Source organism: Micromonospora sp. CNZ285, from assembly GCF_004637285.1.
In genome coordinates, this window is sequence record NZ_SPQD01000001.1 from 102,167 (window position 1) to 120,699 (window position 18,533).

An 18,533-nucleotide genomic window follows, 5' to 3' on the forward strand; every position below is an offset into this window, starting at 1 on the left:
TGTGCGCAGCCGGTCGGGCGCGTGTCGGCGCGATGGCCGTCAGGTGACCGGAAAGGTGCGGGTTGCGGGGCCGTGAGAGGGTCGGACAAGGGGGAAGACAAAGCCCGTTCCCGCCGGTACGGTCCATCGAGCCGCGAACGGCGTACGGGTGCCGCAGCGGGTCGGGGGGCGTCGGCGAGGCCGACGGGGAGGACGGGCGAGCATGACAGGCGGGTACGGAACCGGTGACGACGTGCCGGGGCAGGGCGGCGAACCGGCAGCCGACCGGCCTGGACCGCTGCCGCCGCGCTTCGCCCCGCCCGCCGGTTCGGCAGCGGTGCCGGGATCGTTCCCCGGTGGATCCGAGTGGGCCGGCACCCCCGGCTACCCGGCGCGAGCCGCCGTCCAGCCGCCCGCCGTCCAACCGCCGGCCGGTTACCCGGGCCGCCCGGACCAGGCCGGGACGCCGCAGGCGACGCCCTACGCGGCCTCGTCCGGCGTCGCGACCCCGCCCGCCACGACCCAGCCGTCCTACGGTTCCGCGCCGGCCGAGCCGGGCCGGTCGTCCTACGGCACCACACCTGGCCAGTCGCCCTACGGCTCCGCGCCGGCCCAGCCGTCGTCCTTCGGCACCGTACCGGCGCAGACCTCCCGGTCCGCCGCTCCGGCGTACCCGGGCCAGCCGGCCGCCTCGCCGTCGTATCCGGGCCAGCCGGTCTCCGCGTCACCGTCCTATCCGGGCGGGCCGGGCTCGTCGTCGTACCCGGACCGGACGCCCGCCGCACCGTCGTATCCGGGCCAGCCCGTGTCGGCGCCCGCCTACCCGGGTCAGCCGGTGTCGGCGCCATCCCAGCCCGGCTCCGCGTACCCCGGTCAGGCGGTCCCCGCCGGCGGCCCGGCCGGCTTCGGCGCGCAGCCGGCGCGACGCAGCCGGGTGGCGGTGGTGGCGCTGGCCCTGGCCGCGGTGCTGGCGGTGGTCACCGGCGTGCAGGCGTACCAGATCTACCGGCTCGACGACCGGCTCGCCGCCGCCGACAAGCGGATGGCCGAGGGACAGGGCGCGGACGCCGGCCGGCTCGACGGCCTGGAGCAGCGCGCCGGCAGCCTGGAGAAGCAGGCCGACGCGGCCTTCAACCCGGAGGCGGTGGCCAGCGCGGTCCTGCCGAGTGTGTTCCGGGTGCGGGCCGGGCAGTTCACCGGTACGGCGTTCGCCGTCGGCAAGGCCCCGTCCGGCGGCGGCACCACGCTGCTGACGAACTTCCACGTGGTCGAGTCGGTCTTCACCGCCGGTGAGCGCAAGGTGTTCCTGGAACGCAAGGATCAGCGGTTCGAGGCGACGATCATCGCCACCGACAAGGACAAGGACCTGGCGCAGTTGCAGACCACCGCCAAGTTCACCGGGCTGGTCGCGGCCCGCGCCCCGGTGCGGTCCGGCCAGCAGATCATCGTGGTCGGCGCGCCGCTCGGGTTGCAGGACAGCGTCACCACGGGCGTGGTCAGCGCGTTCCGCGAGGACGAGCGTGGCGGCGGCCCGGTGATCCAGTTCGACGCGCCGATCAACCCGGGCAACTCCGGCGGCCCGGTGATCAACGGCTCGAAGGAGGTCGTCGGCATCGCCACGGCCAAGGCCCGCAACGCCGAGGGCATCGGGCTGGCGGTGCCGATCAAGACCGCCTGCGACCGGTTCCGGCTCTGCTGACGGCGGCCACACCGGCCCGGCCGCACCGCATCGACCCCGGCCCATCGGGCCACCCCGCGGGGGACCAGCACATCTGGAGGAACGACATGTCCTACCCACCGGCCGGGGGCGACAACCCGCCCCCGGCGCCGGGGGGCACGGTCTACGGCAACGTGTACGGCAGCCGGCCCGCGCCCCAGCAGTACGACCCGAACCAGCCCGCGCCGACCCTGCACCAGCCAGCCGTGACCGACGGCGCCCCCGGGTACGGCGGATACCAGCCCACCGCGCCGGGACAGCCGGGCTACGCGCCCGGCGCCGCCCCGGTGCCCCCGCCCGCGCAGCCGATGTCGGCGCCGCCGGTCTCCGTCCCGCCGGTCTCCGGGCCCGGCTACGCGCAGCCGATGTCGGTCCCGCCGGCGTCCGCTCCGCCGGTGTCCGGCCCCGGCTTCGCGCCGCCGCCGATGTCCGGGCCGCCCGGCCCGTACGGCCCGGTCGGCGCCGCGCCGGCCGGCGGCGGCGGCCGGAAGTGGGCGCCGCTGGTGCTCGGCCTGGTGGCCGCGTTGCTGTTCGTCTTCGGCGGCGTGATGACCTTCCTGTACGTCTCGACGAACGGCGAACTGGACGAGTCCCGGCAGACGGTCAGCCAGCGGGACGGCACGATCTCGGCGAACCAGCAGGAGATGGAGAAGCTCAAGGGTGAGCTGAAGGCGGTCCAGGAGCGGCTGTCGGACACCCAGCAGGACCTGACCGGCACCAAGAACGACAGGGACGAGCAGGCCCGGCAGAAGAAGGTCATCGCGAACTGCCTGGACAAGCTGACCACGGCCATGGCGGCGGCGTCGCGCGGCGACCGGGCTGCCTTCGAGGCGGCCAGCAAGGGTCTGGACAAGATCTGCGACGAGGCCGAGAACTACCTCTGACCGGTGTCCACCGAAGGCCGTCCCGGTTCGTCCGGGGCGGCCTTTCGTGTGTCCCCGGGCGGGGTGCGGTCAGGCGGCGCCGGCGGCGCGGCGGGTGGGCAGCGCGGTGACGCCGGGCGGCGGCAGGCCGGCCGTGGAGGCCAGCAGCGTGCACCAGCCGAGCAGGTGCGGACCCAGGTCGGCGCGCAGCGGCGTCCAGGAGGCGCGGATCTCGATGTCACCGGCGGCGGGCGGCCCGGCCAGCTCGCCGAACCGGGTGGAGAGCGTCTGGGTGACGGTGCCGCCGATCGCCCGGTGCCCGGCGCCCTGCGCGTCGAGCGCGTCGGTCAGCCAGGTCCAGCCGACGCCTGGTAGCAGCGGGTCGCTGGCCAGGTCGACCTCCAGTTCGGCGGTGACGTACGTGACCAGCCGCAGTGTGCCCTGCCACGCCTCGTGCCCGGCCGGGTCGTGCAGCAGGATCAGCCGGCCGGTGGCCACCTCGTCGTCGTCGCGCATTACGGCGGCGGAGAGCGCGAACGCGTACGGGGCAAGCCGCTGCGGCGCGCCGACCTCCTCCAGGACGATCTCCGGGCGGGGTGTCACCGATCGCAGCCCCGCGACCGCGCGAGCGAACGTTTCCGGGAGCGCGATCGGGGGGGCCATGCGGGCAGCCTATGCCGCGCCCGCCGCGCGGCGCGTGACGGCGCGCCGGGTGATCGACGGTTAAGAAGGGGCCCTTCCGGTACCGGAGGCGTTAAGCGGGGGCCCTTCCTTCTACGTCACAAATGCGGACGGTGAGCGCGGGCGCGCGCCGGGGGCGTGGCACGATGGCCGCGATGACCACCGACACCACGGGCACTGCCGCCCGAGACGGAGAACCCCGCCGCGGCGGGCCGGCCGACTCGCCCTTCGTCCGCGCCTGCCGGCGCGAGCCGGGCCCGCACACCCCGGTCTGGTTCATGCGCCAGGCCGGCCGGTCGCTGCCGGAGTACCGGGAGATCCGGGCCAACGTGCCGATGCTGGAGTCCTGCCGCCGGCCCGACCTGGTCACCGAGATCACGCTCCAGCCGGTGCGCCGGCACGGCGTGGACGCGGCGATCCTGTTCAGCGACATCGTGGTGCCGGTCGCCGCGGCCGGCGTCGACCTGGACATCGTGCCCGGCACCGGGCCGGTGGTGGCCGAGCCGATCCGTACCGCCGCCGACGTCGAGCGGATCACCCCGATCGGCCGCGACGACGTGTCGTACGTGGACGAGGCGGTCCGCCGGCTCGTCGTCGAGCTGGGCGACACCCCGCTGATCGGCTTCGCCGGCGCCCCGTTCACGCTCGCCAGCTACCTGGTCGAGGGCGGCCCGTCGCGGACGCACGCCAAGACCAAGGCGCTGATGTACGGCGACCCGGACCTGTGGCACGCGCTGTGCGCGCGGCTGGCCGAGGTGACGCTGGCGTTCCTCCAGGTGCAGGTCGACGCCGGGGTCTCCGCGGTGCAGCTGTTCGACTCCTGGGCCGGTGCGCTCTCCGAGGCCGACTACCGCCGTTTCGTGCTGCCGCACTCGACGTACGTGCTGGGCGGGCTCGCCGGCGCCGGTGTGCCGCGGATCCACTTCGGGGTGGGCACCGGAGAGCTGCTCGCCGCGATGGGCGAGGCCGGCGCCGACGTGGTGGGCGTGGACTGGCGGACGCCGCTTGACGTCGCCACCGGCCGGATCGGGCCGGACAAGGCGGTGCAGGGCAACCTCGACCCGACCGTGCTGCTCGCCCCCTGGCCGGTGGTGGAGACCGAGGTGCGGCGCATCGTCGAGCAGGGCCGGGCCGCTCCCGGCCACGTGTTCAACCTCGGTCACGGCGTCCTGCCGGAGACCGACCCCGAGGTGCTGACCCGGGTGGTCGCGCTGGTGCACGAGCTGACCGCGCGACCGGAGCGCTAGGAGGAGACAGTGGTGCGACCGTGGCGGGTGGCGATCGTCGGTGGCGGGATCACCGGGCTGGCCGCCGCCGTCCGGTTGCGCGACCGGGCCCCCGAGGGCACCGAGGTCACCGTGTACGAGCAGTCCGGCCGCCTCGGCGGCAAGCTGTTCACCGGTGAGCTGGCCGGCGGGCCGGTCGAGTTCGGCGCGGAGTCGTTCCTCATGCGCGACCCGGCCGGTGGCGAGTCGGCAGCGGTGACGCTGGCCCGCCGCCTCGGCCTGGACACCTCGATCGTGCACCCCACAGTCGGGCAGGCCGCCCTGCTCGTCGACGGCACGTTGCGCCCGGTGCCGGGCGGCACGCTCGTCGGCGTACCCGGGGATCTGGACAAGGTGGCGACGGTCGCGCCGCCGGCTGCGGACGCCGACCGCGACGCGGGCCGGCCGCTGCTGGCCGACGGTGAGGACACCTCGGTCGGTGAGCTGGTCCGCAAGCGTCTCGGTGACGCGGTCGTGGAGCGGCTGGTCGACCCGATGCTCGGCGGCGTGTACGCGGGGCGGGCCGACGACCTGTCGCTGGTCACCACGATGCCGGCGCTGGCCCGCGCGGCACGCGCCGAGCACACGCTGGTCGGTGCGGTACGCGCCGCGCAGGCCGCCGCGCCGCGCGCGCCCGGCGCACCCGTCTTCGGCACCCTCGCCGGTGGGCTGAGCACGCTGGTCGAGGCGGCGGCGACGGCGAGCGGTGCGACGATCCGCCGCGGCGCCGCGGTACGCGAGCTGCGCCGTACCCCGTCCGGCTGGCGGCTCACCGTCGGGCCGACCCGCGACGCCGAGCACGTCGAGGCCGACGCGGTGCTGCTCGCGGTGCCGGCCCGCCCGGCCGGCCGGCTGCTCGCCGCCGCCGCGCCCGAGGCGGCCGGCACTGTCGGCGCGCTCGACTACGCGAGCGTCGCCCTGATCACCCTCGCGCTGCCCGGCCCGGCCCTGCCGGAGCTGTCCGGCTTCCTGGTGCCGGCCGGTGAAGGGCTGACGATCAAGGCGTCCACGTTCTTCACCACCAAGTGGGGGCACCTGCGGCGGCCGGACGGGCTGGCGCTGGTGCGCGCCTCGGTGGGCCGGTACGGCGACGAGACGTCGCTGCAGCTCACCGACGACGACCTGGCCGACACGGTGCACCGGGAGCTGTCGGCGGTGCTCGGCGCACCGCTGCCGGCGCCGGTGGCCCGGCACGTGCAGCGGTGGGGTGGCGCGCTGCCCCAGTACACGCCCGGGCACACCGCCCGGGTGGCGGCGGTCCGGACGGCGCTGCGCGCCGCCTGCCCGGCGCTTGCAGTGGCCGGGGCCGGTTACGACGGCGTCGGCATCCCGGTGTGCGTCCGCTCCGGCGAGACGGCGGCCGAAGAGATCATCACGGCACTGGAAGGATCGGCAGCATGACCGAGCAGACCAACGCGGCGCGGCTGCGCGAGCTCAACGAGACCATCCGCTACACGATGTGGTCGGTGTACCGGGCCACCAGCCCGCTGCCGTCGCTGCGGGAGAACGTCGTCGACGAGGTCGAGTCGCTCTTCACCGAGCTGGCCGGCAAGGACGTCACGATCCGGGGCACGTACGACGTGGCCGGGCTGCGCGCCGACGCCGACCTGATGATCTGGTGGCACTCGTCGTCCAGCGACGCGCTGCAGGACGCGTATCTGCGGTTCCGCCGGACCACGCTGGGCCGGGCGCTCACCCCGGTCTGGTCGCAGATGGCGCTGCACCGCCCGGCCGAGTTCAACAAGAGCCACATCCCGGCGTTCCTGAACGACGAGGAGCCGCGCGCCTACCTGTGCGTCTACCCGTTCGTGCGCTCGTACGAGTGGTACCTGCTGCCCGACGCCGAGCGGCGCGAGCTGCTGGCCGAGCACGGCAAGATGGCCCGGGGCTACCCGGACGTGCGGGCCAACACGGTCGCCTCGTTCGCGCTCGGCGACTACGAGTGGATGCTGGCGTTCGAGGCCGACGAGCTGCACCGGATCGTGGACCTGATGCGTGACCTGCGCGCCTCCGGCGCCCGCCGGCACGTGCGGGAGGAGATCCCGTTCTACACCGGCCGCCGCCGCCCGGTCGCCGACATCGTCAACTGCCTGGTCTGACCGGTGCCCGGCCGGGACCGCGAGTGCGGTCCCGGCCGGAGCCCGGTCAGGCGGTCGTCGTGCAGGACAGGATGCCGGGCACCGGGTTCGTCGCACCGGCCGAGCCGGTGAAGCCGAACGAGGTGCTGGCACCCGGTGCGAGCGAGCCGTTGTAGGCCACGTTGCGTGCCGTCACGAGCGTTCCGCTCGTGGTGACAGTGGCGTTCCACGCCGAGTTGACCTGCTGGCCGTTCTGGTAGTTCCAGCTCACCGACCAGCCGCGGATCGGCGAACCGCTGCCGTTTGTCACCTTCACCTCGGCCTGGAAGCCGCCGCCCCACGAACCGGTGATCGCGTACGTCGCGGTGCAGCCACCGGCCGGGTTCGGCGTGGTCGGCGGCGGGCTGGTGGGCGGCGTGCTCGTCGGCGGCGTGCTGGTGGGCGGGGTGCTCGTCGGCGGCGTGCTGGTCGGCGGGGTGGTCGGGCCGGACCCGCCGAAGTCCACGTCGCTGCACAGGTAGTAGGACTGGTCCAGGTGGCTGGCCTGCCAGATGGTGTAGACGATGTGCCGGCCGGTGCGGCCCGGCGCGTTCGCCGGGATCTGGATGGACACGCCGTCCACCTCACGCGTCCACTGGCTGGCCGGCGTGTTGCCGATCTGGCCGACCAGTTCCAGGTCGCTCCAGCGCAGCGGCGAGGTGAGCGCGTTGTACCCCTGCTTGGTCACGTACACCCGGATGTAGTCGGCACCGTGGCTGGCCTGGTCGAAGAACTTGACCCGGAAGTTGTTGGTGACCGGCACGGTCTTCCAGGCGCCGACGGTGTCGAGCGCGTTGTAGCGGCCGCTCTGGGTGCGGCCGCCGCTGCACAGCTGCCCGTCCGGGATGGCGCCCTGGTGATTGCCGGCCACGCCCTCGCGGAACAGTCCGTTCCAGTTCCACATGGCGTTCGGGTCGGCCTGCCACGCCTGCCAGCACATCGGGTCCTGGGTGGCCATGGCCGGGTTCTGGAAGTCACCGCCCCAGCGCTGCCAGCAGCTGTAGGCGCGCGAGGCCGGGTCGACCACCGACCCGTGCGCCGAGGCCGGGCCGGAGAACGCGGTGGTGAGCAGCGCCGCCACCACCGCGCAGACGGCGAGGATCGCCGCCGCGAGCGGTAACGGGCGGCGGTACGGAGTGGACATGGAAAGCCTCCGGGATGGGGTGTCGGTGCACGACGCCCGGACTCGGGAGTTGCCCTCTCCCGCGTGGCGGCTCCGCCCGCACGCTGCCACAGAAAGCGACAAACGTCAATGAGTCGGGTCGCGGCGCATCGGAGTGTGCGGGATGCCGTCCTCGACGTAGCCGGGGCCGCTGACCTCGAAGCCGAGCCCCGCGTAGAAGCCGACCAGGTGCGTCTGCGCGTCGAGCACGCACGGCCGGTCACCCACCACGGCGAGGGCTTCGGTCATCAGCGCGCCGGCCAGGCCCGCGCCGCGGGCCGCTGGCGCCACCACCACCCGCCCGATCCGTGCCACGCCGCCGGGGTCGGCCAGGATCCGCAGGTACGCGACCACGGCGCCGTCGCTGCTCAGCCACAGGTGGCGGGTGCCGGGTTCGACGTCCCGGCCGTCCAGTTCCGGGTACGGGCAGGACTGCTCGACCACGAACACGTCGATGCGCAGCCGGAGCAGGTCGTGGAAGGTGCTGGTGTCCAGGTCGGCGAAGCTTGCCAGGTGGGACTCGACGGGCATCGGCCCAGGTTAGGCGGCGCGTCTCCGGCCGGTCGTGCGTACCCCGGACGCGCGGCGGTCCGGCGGGCCGGCGGGGTCCGGCGTGCCGGTTCAGCGCGCCGGCTCAGCCCTTCGACGTGCGCAACCCGGTTGCGGTGGCGGTGACGGCGCGCTCGAACCAGGTGCCGGTATCGGCCGCCGAGCGGGTCCAGACCGCGACGCACTGGGTCACCCGGCCCCGATGCAGGCAGCCGTAGCGGTGCGGGAAACGGGTGCCGTCGGGCACCGTCATGGTCGCCGACACCACCCGGCCCGGCACGCCCAGCCCGGCGGGCAGGTCCCCGGCGGTGTGCCCGGCGGTCACCTGCCCGTCCTCCTCGTCGCGCTCGCACGCCTCAAGCAGGCCGAAGATCTGCCGTACCGCGTCCGCGGCGGCCGCCTCGTCCGGGTAGACCACCGTCTCCTGGGCGACCTCGACGAACTCGCCGGCCGGAGTGCCTTCCGGCGTGACGAAGACCCGGGTGGACGCGACGAGCCGCCGGTCGAGCAGGGGCAGCGGGCGACCGCAGACGACACCGTCGGAGTCGAGCCGCTCACTGGCGTGCTCGGGTTCTTCGGCCAGGCCGGCCAGGCTGCCGGTCGCGGTGTACCGGTCGCGCAGCGCCGCGGCGGCCCCGCCGTCGGTGGGCGAGGGCGCGACGAGCGCCGGATCGGGGGCGGTCGCGGGCTCGGTGGTGGAACCGCAGCCGGCGAGGACGGCGACCAGGGCCACCGCGATGATCAACCGTCGGGACACCGGAGGGATGCTAGACGGAGATCGACGCCGGTGGTGCCCCGGGAGCGGCCCGCGTCAGGCGGGGCGGGCGCCGACCGCGTCGCGTACCTCGGCGCCCTGCTCGCCCTCGACGGCGCGGGCGCAGTGGGCACAGCAGAAGAAGCGGCCGGAGACCTCGACGCCGTGGCCGACGATCTTGATCTGGCAGTGCTCGCAGATCGGCGCCATCTTGTGCACCGCGCACTCGAAGCAGTCGAACGTGTGCCGCGACCCGTCGACGGTGCGCACCTCGAACGCCATCCAGTAGTCGTTGCCGCAAACCTCGCAGGCAGCCATGCGAAACCCCCCGAAAACGGACCTGTCATCCGAGGGTCGCGCAGACGACACCTTCGAGCAACCGGAACCGGCGAACCTGATCCGGCCCCACGGCGAGTCGCTCCCGGCGTGTCGCGCGTTGACCCCGGTGACCGCCGAAACTCCCCGGAGGATTCGTGATCAAGCGCAACAAGCTCTTCGGCAACCAGACCCGGGTGACGTTCTCGCTGCCCCGGGACACCCCCGCCGGCACGGTGAGCGTGGTCGGCTGCTTCAACGGATGGGAGCCCGGCCGGCACGAGCTGGTGCCGCGCCGCGACGGCACCCGTACCGTGACGGTCCGGCTGAAGCCGGGGGAGTACCGCTTCCGCTACCTCGCCACCGGCGGGGTGTGGCTGGACGACGAGGCCGCCGACCAGGTGGACGAGGCCGGCGGCCTGCTGCGGTTGTGACGCCGCCGTCGCTGTGACGCCGTCGTCAGCCGGCGCTGGGCTCCAGCCGTACCGAGATCGAGTTCACGCAGTGCCGGGTGTCCTTCGGGGTGAAGCCCTCACCCTCGAAGACGTGCCCGAGGTGGCTGTCGCAGCGCGCGCACCGGATCTCGGTGCGCCGCATCCCGAGCGTGTTGTCCGGGATCTCCTTGACCGCGCCCGGGATGGCGTCGTCGAAGCTCGGCCAGCCGCAGTGCGAGTCGAACTTGTCCTGGCTGCGGAACAGTTCCAGCCCGCAGGCCCGGCAGTGGTAGACGCCGGGGGTCTTGGTGTCGACGTACTCACCGGTCCAGGGCGCCTCGGTGCCGGCCTCGCGGAGCACCCGGAACTCCTCGGGGCTCAGCCGGACGCGCCATTCGTCCTCGGTACGGGGCAGTTCGTTGTCGGAAAGACTCACCCCTCAACGGTACGTCGGGTGTCGGTGGCATCGCATATGGTCGCGTGATGGCGGGCAAGGGTGCGGTCGAGGAGATCGAGGTAGCCGGGCACACGGTGCGGCTGAGCAGCCCCGATCGGGTGATCTTCCCGCAGCGGGGCTTCACCAAGGCCGACGTCTTCCGCTACTACCTCGCAGTCGGCGACGGGATCATGCGCGCCCTGCGCGACCGGCCGACGACGCTCCAGCGCTTCCCCGACGGCATCGAGGGGGAGATGTTCTTCCAGAAGCGGGTGCCGCAGCGGGGCGTGCCCCCGTGGGTCAGCACCGCGCGGATCGCCTTCCCCAGCGGCCGCCCTGCCGACGAGCTGTGCCCGGCCGACCTGGCCCACGTGGCCTGGGCGGCGCAGATGGGCACGGTGGTGTTCCACCCGTGGCCGGTGCGCGCCGCCGACACCGACCGCCCGGACGAGCTGCGCGTCGACCTCGACCCGCAGCCCGGCACCGACTTCGCCGACGCGGTGACCGCCGCCGGTGAGCTGCGCGGTCTGCTCGACGAGCTGGGCGTGCCCGGCTGGCCGAAGACCTCCGGCGGCCGGGGCGTGCACGTCTACCTGCGCATCCAGCCGCGCTGGACGTTCGTGGAGGTACGCCGCGCCACCATCGCGCTGGCCCGGGAGCTGGAACGCCGCCGCCCCGAGCTGGTCACCACCGCCTGGTGGAAGGAAGAGCGGGGCGAGCGCGTCTTCGTCGACTTCAACCAGATGGCGCGGGACCGCACCATCGCCTGCGCGTACTCGCTGCGCGCCAACGCCCGCGCCACCGTCTCCACCCCCGTCGACTGGGGCGAGCTGCCGGAGGTCGACCCGGACGACTTCCACCTGGGCACGGTGCCGGCCCGGTTCGCCGAGCGCGGCGACCCGCACGCCGGCATCGACGACGCCCCGTGGGACATCACGCCGCTGCTGGAGTGGGCCGAGCGGGACGCCGCCGACGGGCTGGGCGACATGCCGTACCCGCCGGAGTACCCGAAGATGCCCGGCGAGCCGAAGCGGGTCCAGCCCTCGAAGGATCGCGACCGCCCCCGCTCCTGACGCGGCCCCTGCTTCGGTCTCGTTGTCGGCGAGTGGAACACCATGGGTGTCTCCGGGGCCCTGAGACACCCATGACGTTCCACTCGACCGCGGGTGGGCGCGGCGTGGCGTGGCGCGGCGTGCGCCGCGTTCGGGTGACCATGGCTCAGGCGGGGGCGGTGAGCATGCTCCGCACCGAGGCGACGATGTGCCGGGGGCGGCGGTAGAGGTCGGTGGCGGTGTAGACCCGCATGCGCCAGCCGTGCTCGGCCAGCCAGTTGAGCCGGGATCGATCGTGGTGCAGCCGGCCGGGGTCGAGGTGGGATCCGCCGTCGTACTCCAGGCCGATCCGCCGGTCGCGATAGCCCAGGTCGAGGCGGTAGATCGGGATGTCGTCCCGGTCGGGAACCCACAGTTGGGGCTCCGGCGGCGGCAGCCCGCCGTCGATCAGCAACAGACGTAACTGGCTCTCCTGCCGGCACTCCGGGCGCGGGTCGGCGAGCGCGATCAGTTCCCCCGCCTGCCGTACTCCCCGCAGGCCGGCGTGCCACGTCACCTCGGTGAGCAGGTCCTCGCGGCGGCAGGCGCCCGCGCGGAGACAGAGGTCGAGCACCGGCAGCGCGTCCGCCCGCCGGAGCACCCGGGCCAGGTCCACGGCGCAGCGGGCGGCGGGCGCGCAGGGGATGCCGGCGATCTCCACCGCGTCCGGCACCGGCAGCACCGTCTGATGCGTCACCACGCCCCGGATCCGCCGGGCACTCACACCAGGCGGCACGATCACGTGCACCCGGTCGTCGGGCACCGCCCCGAACCGGTGCAGGAGCGCGCCGGTGTGGAATCCCGCGACGGTTCCCGGCGGCAGTCGCCGGAACAGGGCGCGCAACCGGCTCGTCTCGTCGTCGGTGCAGCCGTAGACACCCCGGGACAGCCGGCCCAGCCGTCCCGCCCCCACCTGGTGCCGTACCGCCCCGCGGCTCATCCCACCCGCCAGCAACTCCCCGTACCGCCACACCCGCCCACCTTCCCGTCCGCCGCCCGCAAATTCCGCCCCTGTGGACAGCCGTCCCCTCCGCGCGGTGCTCCCCGTCGATCTTGGAGTTGTGGTCGTTCCCAAAAGCCACATAGAGCGCATTCGAGGTGCCACAACTCCAAGATCGACGGGGCCGGGGGCGGCGGCGGGGCGGCGGCGGGCGGGGAGAGGGCCCCGGGACCGATAACGATCATGTAACGGGCGCGAACCTTTTCGTGGGTGTCACTGCTCTCTGTCGGCATCGGCCCGCCGGGGCCAGGAGAGGACGTCGGATGAAGCTGGTGTGGAGGCGGGCGATAGAGGCCCGTGGGCTGCTGCTCGCCGCCGCTGTCGCGGCACTTGTCGCGGTCGCGTTGGTCACCGGTCTCTCCGACTACAACCGCCGTGCGGTCGAGGCCGGCGCGCGGGCGGTGCTCGACGCCGCCCCGGCCGAGGAGCGCAGCCTGCTGATCAGCGGCTCCGGCGGCGCCGACGCCGCCGCGTTCGCCGAGCGGGACCGGGCGGTACGGGAACAGTTCGCGAACGGGCTCGGCGGCGCGCCGGTCACCGTGGCCGCGAGCCGCGCCGGGACCGGGCGGGAGCTGACCGGGGACGTGGGCGCCGCCCGTACCGACGACGACCCGATGTTCGCCAACCTGGCCACGCTCGACGACCTGCCGGCGCACGCCGAACTGGCCGCCGGGGCGTGGCCGGTGCCCGGCAGCAACCCGTTGCAGGTGACGTTGCCGGAGAAGGTGGCCGCGCAACTGAGCCTGGAGGTCGGGGAGCGGGTCCCGCTGTACGACAGGGGCGCCGAACGCGCCGGCACCGTGGTGGTCGTCGGCACGTGGCGCCCACGGGACGCGTCCGAGGCGTACTGGCGTCTCGCCCCAGGAGTGGGGGAGAGCCAGGGCGACGCGGCCGTCACCTCGTACGGGCCGTTCGCGCTGGACCCGGCCGACTTCGCGCGTACCTTCCCGGGTTCCACCTCGGCGGCCTGGCTGGTCGACCCCGACCTGGTGGCGGTCGAGCCGGCCCGGCTGCCCGCTGTGACCACGGCGCTGGACGAGATCACCGAGAAGCTGCCCGAGGCCACCGGCCTGGGTGACTCCTTGCAGCAGGTCAGCCACCTGGACCGGCTCGTCGACCGGCTCAGCCGGGCCGATCTGGTGGGCCGGTCCGCGCTGCTCACCCCGCTGCTGCTGATCGTGGTGCTCGGCGGGTACGCGCTGGTGCTGGTGGCCGCGCTGCTCAACGAGGACCGGCGGGCGCAGACCGCGCTGCTGCGGGCCCGGGGCGCCGCCCGGGGGCAGATCGCCGGGCTGGCCGTACGCGAGGCGACGCTCGTGGTGGCGCCGGCGCTGCTGCTGGCCCCGGCGCTGACCGGGCAGGCGATCCATTATCTGGGCGCGGATCTGGGGCTGGCCGACGGCGACCTGGCCCGGGTGTGGGTGGTGGCGGTCGGCGCGGCGGTGGGCTGCCTGCTCGCCATGGTGCTGCCGGCGATGCGCCGGGCCGGCACGTACGTCGCGGACATGGCGTCCCGGTCCCGGCCCACCCGGGGAGCGGCAGTGCAGCGGGCGAGCGTGGACATCGCGCTGGTGGCCCTGGCGGTGCTCGCCTGGACCCAGTTGCGGCAGTACTCCTCGCCGCTCGCCGGCGCGAACGGCAGCCTCGGCATCGACCCGCTGCTGGCCGCCGCGCCCACCATCGGCGTGCTGGCCGGCGCGGTGATCGCGCTGCGGCTGCTGCCGCCGATCACCCGGCTCGCGGAACGCTTCGTCGACCGGCGCACGTGGAACGCCACCATGTTCGGCATGTGGCAGGCGGGCCGGCGCCCGCACGCCGGGCCGGTGCTGCTGCTCGCGCTCGCCGTCGGCGGCAGCACCCTCGCCTGGTCGCTGGTCGCCTCGTGGGAACGCTCGCAGCGGGACCAGGCGCAGCACACGGTCGGCGCGGACCTGCGGCTCACCGAGCGGGACGGCACCGCCCCGGTGGACCGGGCCGCCCAGCTGGCCGCCGTACCGGGTGTGGACCGGGTGCTGCCCGCCTGGCGCGACGACGTACGGGTGGGCCGCGAGGCCCGGCCGGCGACGGTGGTGGCGCTGGACGCCGCCGCCGCGAAGGGGCTGATCCGGCTCGACGACACCGGCGGCGACGCGTCCACCGGCACCCTGCTGGACCGGCTCGCCGGCGGCCGGACCGCGCCGGTCGGCGGCGTCCTGCCCGAGGGGGCGAAGACGCTGTCCGGCACCGTGCGCACCCCGGTCGAGAGCATGTACGAGCGGCCCCGGGTGGCTGTCACCGCGTTGTTCGTCACCGACGCCGGGGCCACCTGGCGGGTCCGGCTCGCCGAGGGGGACGGCGACGGGAAGCCGGTGCGCTTCTCGGTGCCGCTGCCGGACAGCGGCGGCGCCCCGCTGCGCCTGGCCGGTTTCGAGGCCGACGGCGGTGACGCCACCGGCAGTTCGTACCGGCTGCTCCTGGACGAGCTGCGGCTCACCGACGCCGCCGGGACGGACCTGAAACTGCCGGTGGAGGGGTCCTGGCGGGTGATCGACCCGGGCGCCGGGCCACGCGGCACCGCCAGGGTGAGTCCGACCCGGATCGACGGGGTGCAGGGATTCGACGTACCCGCCGGGCTGTTGCAGTTCGCCCGGGTGCCGTCGTCCCGGTTCGCGCTGGTGCCGCAGGTGCCGGACCGTCCGGTGCCGGTGCTCGTCACCCCCGGCGTGGCCGCCGCGATGAGCGTCAAGACCGGCGACACGGTCAAGCTGTCGGTCGCCGAGGTGACGCTCGAGGTCACTGTGGTCGGCCAGGTCGCCGCGGTGCCCGGCACCGGGGGCGACGGGGTGCTGGTGGACCTGCCCACCGCCACCACGCAGCTCCTGGAGCGCAGCGGCGGCGTCCGGCCGGTGGCCGAGTGGTGGCTGGGCAGCACGCCCGGCGGGCACACCGCTGCCGCGGACGCGCTCGCCTCGACCGGCGGTACGGTGCTGCTGGACCGGCGGGCGGTGGCCGCCGAGGCCGCCGAGGATCCGTACTGGCAGGGCGCGCGCACCGGCCTGCTGGCCGCCGCGCTCGGCTCGGTGCTGCTCGCCCTGGTCGGCCTGGCGGTCGACGTCTGGGCCACCACCCGCCGCCGGCTCACCGAGTTCGCGGTCTTCAACACGCTCGGCGCGAACACCCGGCTGCTGGCCCGCGCGTACCTCGCCGAACAGACGTTCCTGGCCGCGATCGGCGTCGGCGTCGGCATGCTCGTCGGCGCCCTCGTCGCGGCCACCATGGTGCCGCTGGTGATCCTCACCCCGGCCGCCGGCCGGCCGGTGCCCGAGGCGGTCTTCACAGTGCCCTGGGTGCCGATCGGGGCGACGGCCGCCGGGCTGCTGCTCGCCGCGCTCGCCTTCGCCGCCCTCATCACCACAGGCATCCGCCAGCGGGTCGCCGCCGCGCAGCTCCGGATCGGAGGAGATCGATGAGCCTTCCTGGTGCCGCGCGCCGGGTCCGCGCATACGGGGGGCAGTTCCTGCTGCTCGCCGTCCTGACCCTGGTGACCGCCCTGCTGATCACCGGCGTGCCCCGGGTCGCCGACCGGCTGACCGGGCAGGGGCTCACCGAGTACGTCGCCGGTCAGCCGGTGGCCCGCCGCGACCTCACGTACAGCACCGCGCCGACCGCGTTCCCGCCGTCCACCCGCGCCGCGGTGACCGGTCACGCGGCCGAGCTGGCCGGGATCGAGGAGGCGATGCCCGCCGAGGTCCGGGACACCATCGGTCAGCGCTGGTACGTGGCCCAGACCGTGCCCGGGCGGCTGCGCGGCCCGACGCTCGCCCCCGAGAAGGGGCTCATCGACGTGCACCTGCGCGCCGGTACCGGCATCAAGGAGGCGGCCACCCTGGTCGACGGGCGGTGGCCGGAACGTCCCGTCGCCCCGGCCCGCACGGTCGAGGTGACGCTCGCCGAGACGATCGCCGGCACGCTCGGCGTGAAGACCGGCGACCGGTTCCTGCTCCTGATCCTCGACCAGGATGACAACGTGCTCAAGTCCCTCCCGGTCCAACTGGTCGGCGTGTGGCGGCCGAACGACCCGGCCGACGGCGTCTGGGACACGCTGCCGTCGATGCTGAAGCTCACCCCGCCCGAGGGCGACGGCGACCCGTTCGTGGGCGTCGCCTACACCGCCGACGGGGGCGTCGACGAGGCCGTCGCGACCGGCTGGCCGGTGAGCTTCGGCTGGCGGTACCGGATCGCCCCGGACCGGCTCGAACCGGGCCGCCTCGACGCGCTGATCGCCGGTGTCGACGGGCTGGAGCGCAGCCGTCCCGCCGTGGCGACGCTCAGCCAGGGCGTGGACATCCCGCTGCGGCGCTTCGCCGACTCGCTGGCCGCTGCGCGTACCCTGCTCGCGGTCATCGCGGCCGGGCTGCTCGCCACGCTGGCCGGGCTGACGCTGCTGGCCGCCCGGCTGGCCGCGCGCCGCCGCCGCGCCGAGTTCCACCTGATCCGGGCACGCGGCGGCTCGACCGGCGCGGTGCTGCGCCGCGGCCTGGCCGAGTCGCTGCTGGTGCTGCCGGCCGCGGCCGGGATCGGCTGGCTGCTCGGCGGGCTGCTGCCCGGCACCGGGGCGTCGTGGCGCTGGGTGGTGATCGCCGCGCTCCTGGCCACGCTGCTGCCGCCGCTGGCCGCGCTCGCCGTCGGCCGCCGGGCCGGTGGCCGCGCCGACCTGGGCGGCCGGTCGCCCGCCGTCCGGCTCACCGTCGAGGTGGTCGTGCTCGGGCTCGCCGTGCTCGGCGCGTTCCTGCTGCGCCGTCGCGGGCTCACCGCCGGTTCGGTGGACCCGCTGCTGGTCTCCGTGCCGGTGCTGCTGGCGATCGCGGCGGCGCTGCTGGCGCTGCGCGCGTACCCCTGGCCGTTGCGGCTGGTCAGCCGCGTCGCCGCCCGGGCGCGCGGCAGCGTCGCGTTCCTCGGCACCGCCCGCGCGGGCCGGGCCGCGAGCACCGGGCCGCTGGTCGTGGTGGTGCTCGCCGTCGCCACCGCCGCGTTCTGCGGCGTGGTGGCGACCGGCATCGAGACCGGCCGGGACACCGCCGCCGCCCAGGCCGTGCCCGGTGACCTGCTGGTACGCGGGGAGCGCTTCACGCCCGACACCGCGGAGAAACTGGCCGAACTGCCCGGGGTACGCGCTGTCGCGCCGCTGCTCACCGTGCCCGCCGAACGTCCGTACTCCGATCGCGCCGGACGCCCCGCCCCGATCACCGAGCTGCGCGTGGTGCTCGTGGACGGGGAGCGGTTCGCCGACGTGGCACGGGAGGCCGGCGTACCGGTGGAGGTGCCCGACCCGGTGCGGGCCCGCGCCGACGGGAGCACGCCGCTGCCGGCGCTGGTGTCCCCGGCGGTGGCCGAGGAACTGGCCGACGCCGGGCTCGCCGACGCCCGGGGCGAGCGGCCCGCCTGGCTGGACGTGCAGGGCAACCGGCTGCCGGTGCGGACCGCCGCCACCGTCGACGGGTTCGCGCTCGTCGGCGAGGGCGTACGACGGTTCGTGGTGCTGCCGTGGCCGGCGTTGCCGGCCGACGCCCCGCACCAGCTCGCGCCGACCGGTTTCGTGCTCGCCGGGTCCGGTGTGGACGCGGCCGAGGTGGACCGGGTGGCGCGGGACGGGCAGCGGCGCTACCTGCGCATCGGCGGGGTCGACGCCGGCGCCCAGGCCCGCGCCCCGGAGGTGACGACCCGTGCGGCCGTGCGCGCCGACCTGGGCGGCACCGGCGTGAACGGCCTGCTGGTGTTCGGCTTCGTGCTCGGCGCCGGAGGCGGCGCCGCGCTGGGGCTGCTGGGGCTCGCGCTCGCGGTGCTCGCCGGGGCCCGCTCGCGCGGGCAGGTGCTGTCCCGGCTGCGCACGATGGGCCTGTCCCGCCGCCAGTGGCGCGGACTGCTGATGGTGGAGCTGACGCCGCTGGTGCTGGTGTCGGTGCTCACCGGAGCGGTGGTCGGCGCGTTGCTGCCGCTGCTGCTCACACCGGTGCTCGGCCTGCCCGCCTTCACCGGGGGCGTGGACGTGCGCCCGAGTTTCGAACCCGGCCTGGTGGCTGGGGTGTCGGTCCTGGCCATGCTGGCCCTCGGCTTCGCGATCACCGTGGAAGCCGTGAACAACCGCCGGTTGCGCCTCGGCGAGGTGCTGCGGCTCGGAGAGGAGAGCTGAC

The 18,533-nt window shown here is 74.9% G+C and carries 16 protein-coding genes; 9 read left to right on the top strand and 7 right to left on the bottom strand.

Annotation, left to right across the window (positions count from 1 at the left end):
• Window positions 1-202: 202 nt before the first annotated feature.
• Window positions 203-1,678, top strand: coding sequence for a trypsin-like peptidase domain-containing protein (locus CLT75_RS00480; RefSeq protein ID WP_135238964.1), 1,476 nt, complete (start codon window positions 203-205; stop codon window positions 1,676-1,678).
• 86 nt (window positions 1,679-1,764) lie between these two features.
• Complete coding sequence (locus tag CLT75_RS00485) at window positions 1,765-2,580, top strand: hypothetical protein (RefSeq protein WP_135238965.1); 816 nt, start codon at window positions 1,765-1,767, stop codon at window positions 2,578-2,580.
• 69 nt (window positions 2,581-2,649) lie between these two features.
• On the opposite strand, the gene CLT75_RS00490 is transcribed toward CLT75_RS00485, so the two are convergent.
• Window positions 2,650-3,222, bottom strand: a complete 573-nt coding sequence (locus CLT75_RS00490) for a DUF3000 domain-containing protein (protein ID WP_135238966.1) — start codon at window positions 3,220-3,222, stop codon at window positions 2,650-2,652.
• A gap of 164 nt (window positions 3,223-3,386) precedes the next feature.
• On the opposite strand from CLT75_RS00490, the gene hemE reads away from it, so the two are divergent.
• From hemE to hemQ, 3 genes are read left to right on the top strand one after another with little or no spacing between them, the layout of a single operon-like run.
• A complete protein-coding gene (gene hemE / locus CLT75_RS00495) occupies window positions 3,387-4,487 on the top strand; it encodes a uroporphyrinogen decarboxylase (protein WP_209310248.1) in 1,101 nt (366 codons plus the stop codon).
• 9 nt (window positions 4,488-4,496) lie between these two features.
• Window positions 4,497-5,906 (top strand): protoporphyrinogen oxidase, encoded by a 1,410-nt coding sequence (gene hemG, locus CLT75_RS00500; RefSeq protein ID WP_135238968.1) that lies wholly within the window; start codon window positions 4,497-4,499, stop codon window positions 5,904-5,906.
• On the top strand, window positions 5,903-6,604 hold the full coding sequence (gene hemQ, locus CLT75_RS00505) for a hydrogen peroxide-dependent heme synthase (protein WP_135238969.1): 702 nt from the start codon (window positions 5,903-5,905) through the stop codon (window positions 6,602-6,604). Before hemG ends, hemQ begins: the two co-directional genes overlap by 4 nt.
• A gap of 46 nt (window positions 6,605-6,650) precedes the next feature.
• On the opposite strand, the gene CLT75_RS00510 is transcribed toward hemQ, so the two are convergent.
• The 4 genes from CLT75_RS00510 to CLT75_RS00525 form a co-directional block, all read right to left on the bottom strand.
• Window positions 6,651-7,766: a lytic polysaccharide monooxygenase gene (locus CLT75_RS00510; RefSeq protein WP_135238970.1), complete on the bottom strand. Its 1,116-nt coding sequence runs from the start codon at window positions 7,764-7,766 to the stop codon at window positions 6,651-6,653.
• 105 nt (window positions 7,767-7,871) lie between these two features.
• Complete coding sequence (locus CLT75_RS00515; RefSeq protein WP_135238971.1) at window positions 7,872-8,315, bottom strand: GNAT family N-acetyltransferase; 444 nt, start codon at window positions 8,313-8,315, stop codon at window positions 7,872-7,874.
• Window positions 8,316-8,418: 103 nt separating this feature from the next.
• Entirely contained in the window at window positions 8,419-9,090 is a 672-nt protein-coding gene (locus tag CLT75_RS00520) for a hypothetical protein (protein ID WP_135238972.1), read from the bottom strand.
• A 54-nt stretch (window positions 9,091-9,144) separates the two neighbouring features.
• Entirely contained in the window at window positions 9,145-9,405 is a 261-nt protein-coding gene (locus CLT75_RS00525; RefSeq protein WP_013284826.1) for a hypothetical protein, read from the bottom strand.
• 155 nt (window positions 9,406-9,560) lie between these two features.
• Between CLT75_RS00525 and CLT75_RS00530 the strand changes: the two genes are divergently transcribed.
• Entirely contained in the window at window positions 9,561-9,836 is a 276-nt protein-coding gene (locus tag CLT75_RS00530) for an isoamylase early set domain-containing protein (RefSeq protein WP_013284827.1), read from the top strand.
• A gap of 25 nt (window positions 9,837-9,861) precedes the next feature.
• Here the strand turns inward: CLT75_RS00530 and msrB are convergent, their stop codons facing one another.
• On the bottom strand, window positions 9,862-10,272 hold the full coding sequence (gene msrB / locus CLT75_RS00535) for a peptide-methionine (R)-S-oxide reductase MsrB (RefSeq protein WP_135238973.1): 411 nt from the start codon (window positions 10,270-10,272) through the stop codon (window positions 9,862-9,864).
• Window positions 10,273-10,319: 47 nt separating this feature from the next.
• Here msrB and ligD point away from each other — a divergent pair, with 47 nt between their 5' ends.
• Window positions 10,320-11,345 carry a non-homologous end-joining DNA ligase gene (ligD, locus tag CLT75_RS00540; protein WP_135238974.1) on the top strand — a complete coding sequence of 342 codons (1,026 nt, stop codon included), beginning with the start codon at window positions 10,320-10,322 and terminating at the stop codon, window positions 11,343-11,345.
• A 145-nt stretch (window positions 11,346-11,490) separates the two neighbouring features.
• On the opposite strand, the gene CLT75_RS00545 is transcribed toward ligD, so the two are convergent.
• Window positions 11,491-12,336 (bottom strand): hypothetical protein, encoded by an 846-nt coding sequence (locus CLT75_RS00545; protein WP_135238975.1) that lies wholly within the window; start codon window positions 12,334-12,336, stop codon window positions 11,491-11,493.
• 290 nt (window positions 12,337-12,626) lie between these two features.
• Here CLT75_RS00545 and CLT75_RS00550 point away from each other — a divergent pair, with 290 nt between their 5' ends.
• Both CLT75_RS00550 and CLT75_RS00555 read left to right on the top strand, forming a co-directional pair.
• Window positions 12,627-15,812: an FtsX-like permease family protein gene (locus CLT75_RS00550; protein WP_135238976.1), complete on the top strand. Its 3,186-nt coding sequence runs from the start codon at window positions 12,627-12,629 to the stop codon at window positions 15,810-15,812.
• Window positions 15,809-18,532, top strand: a complete 2,724-nt coding sequence (locus CLT75_RS00555) for an FtsX-like permease family protein (protein WP_135238977.1) — start codon at window positions 15,809-15,811, stop codon at window positions 18,530-18,532. The genes CLT75_RS00550 and CLT75_RS00555 overlap by 4 nt, the downstream gene beginning before the upstream one ends.
• Window position 18,533: the final 1 nt, after the last annotated feature.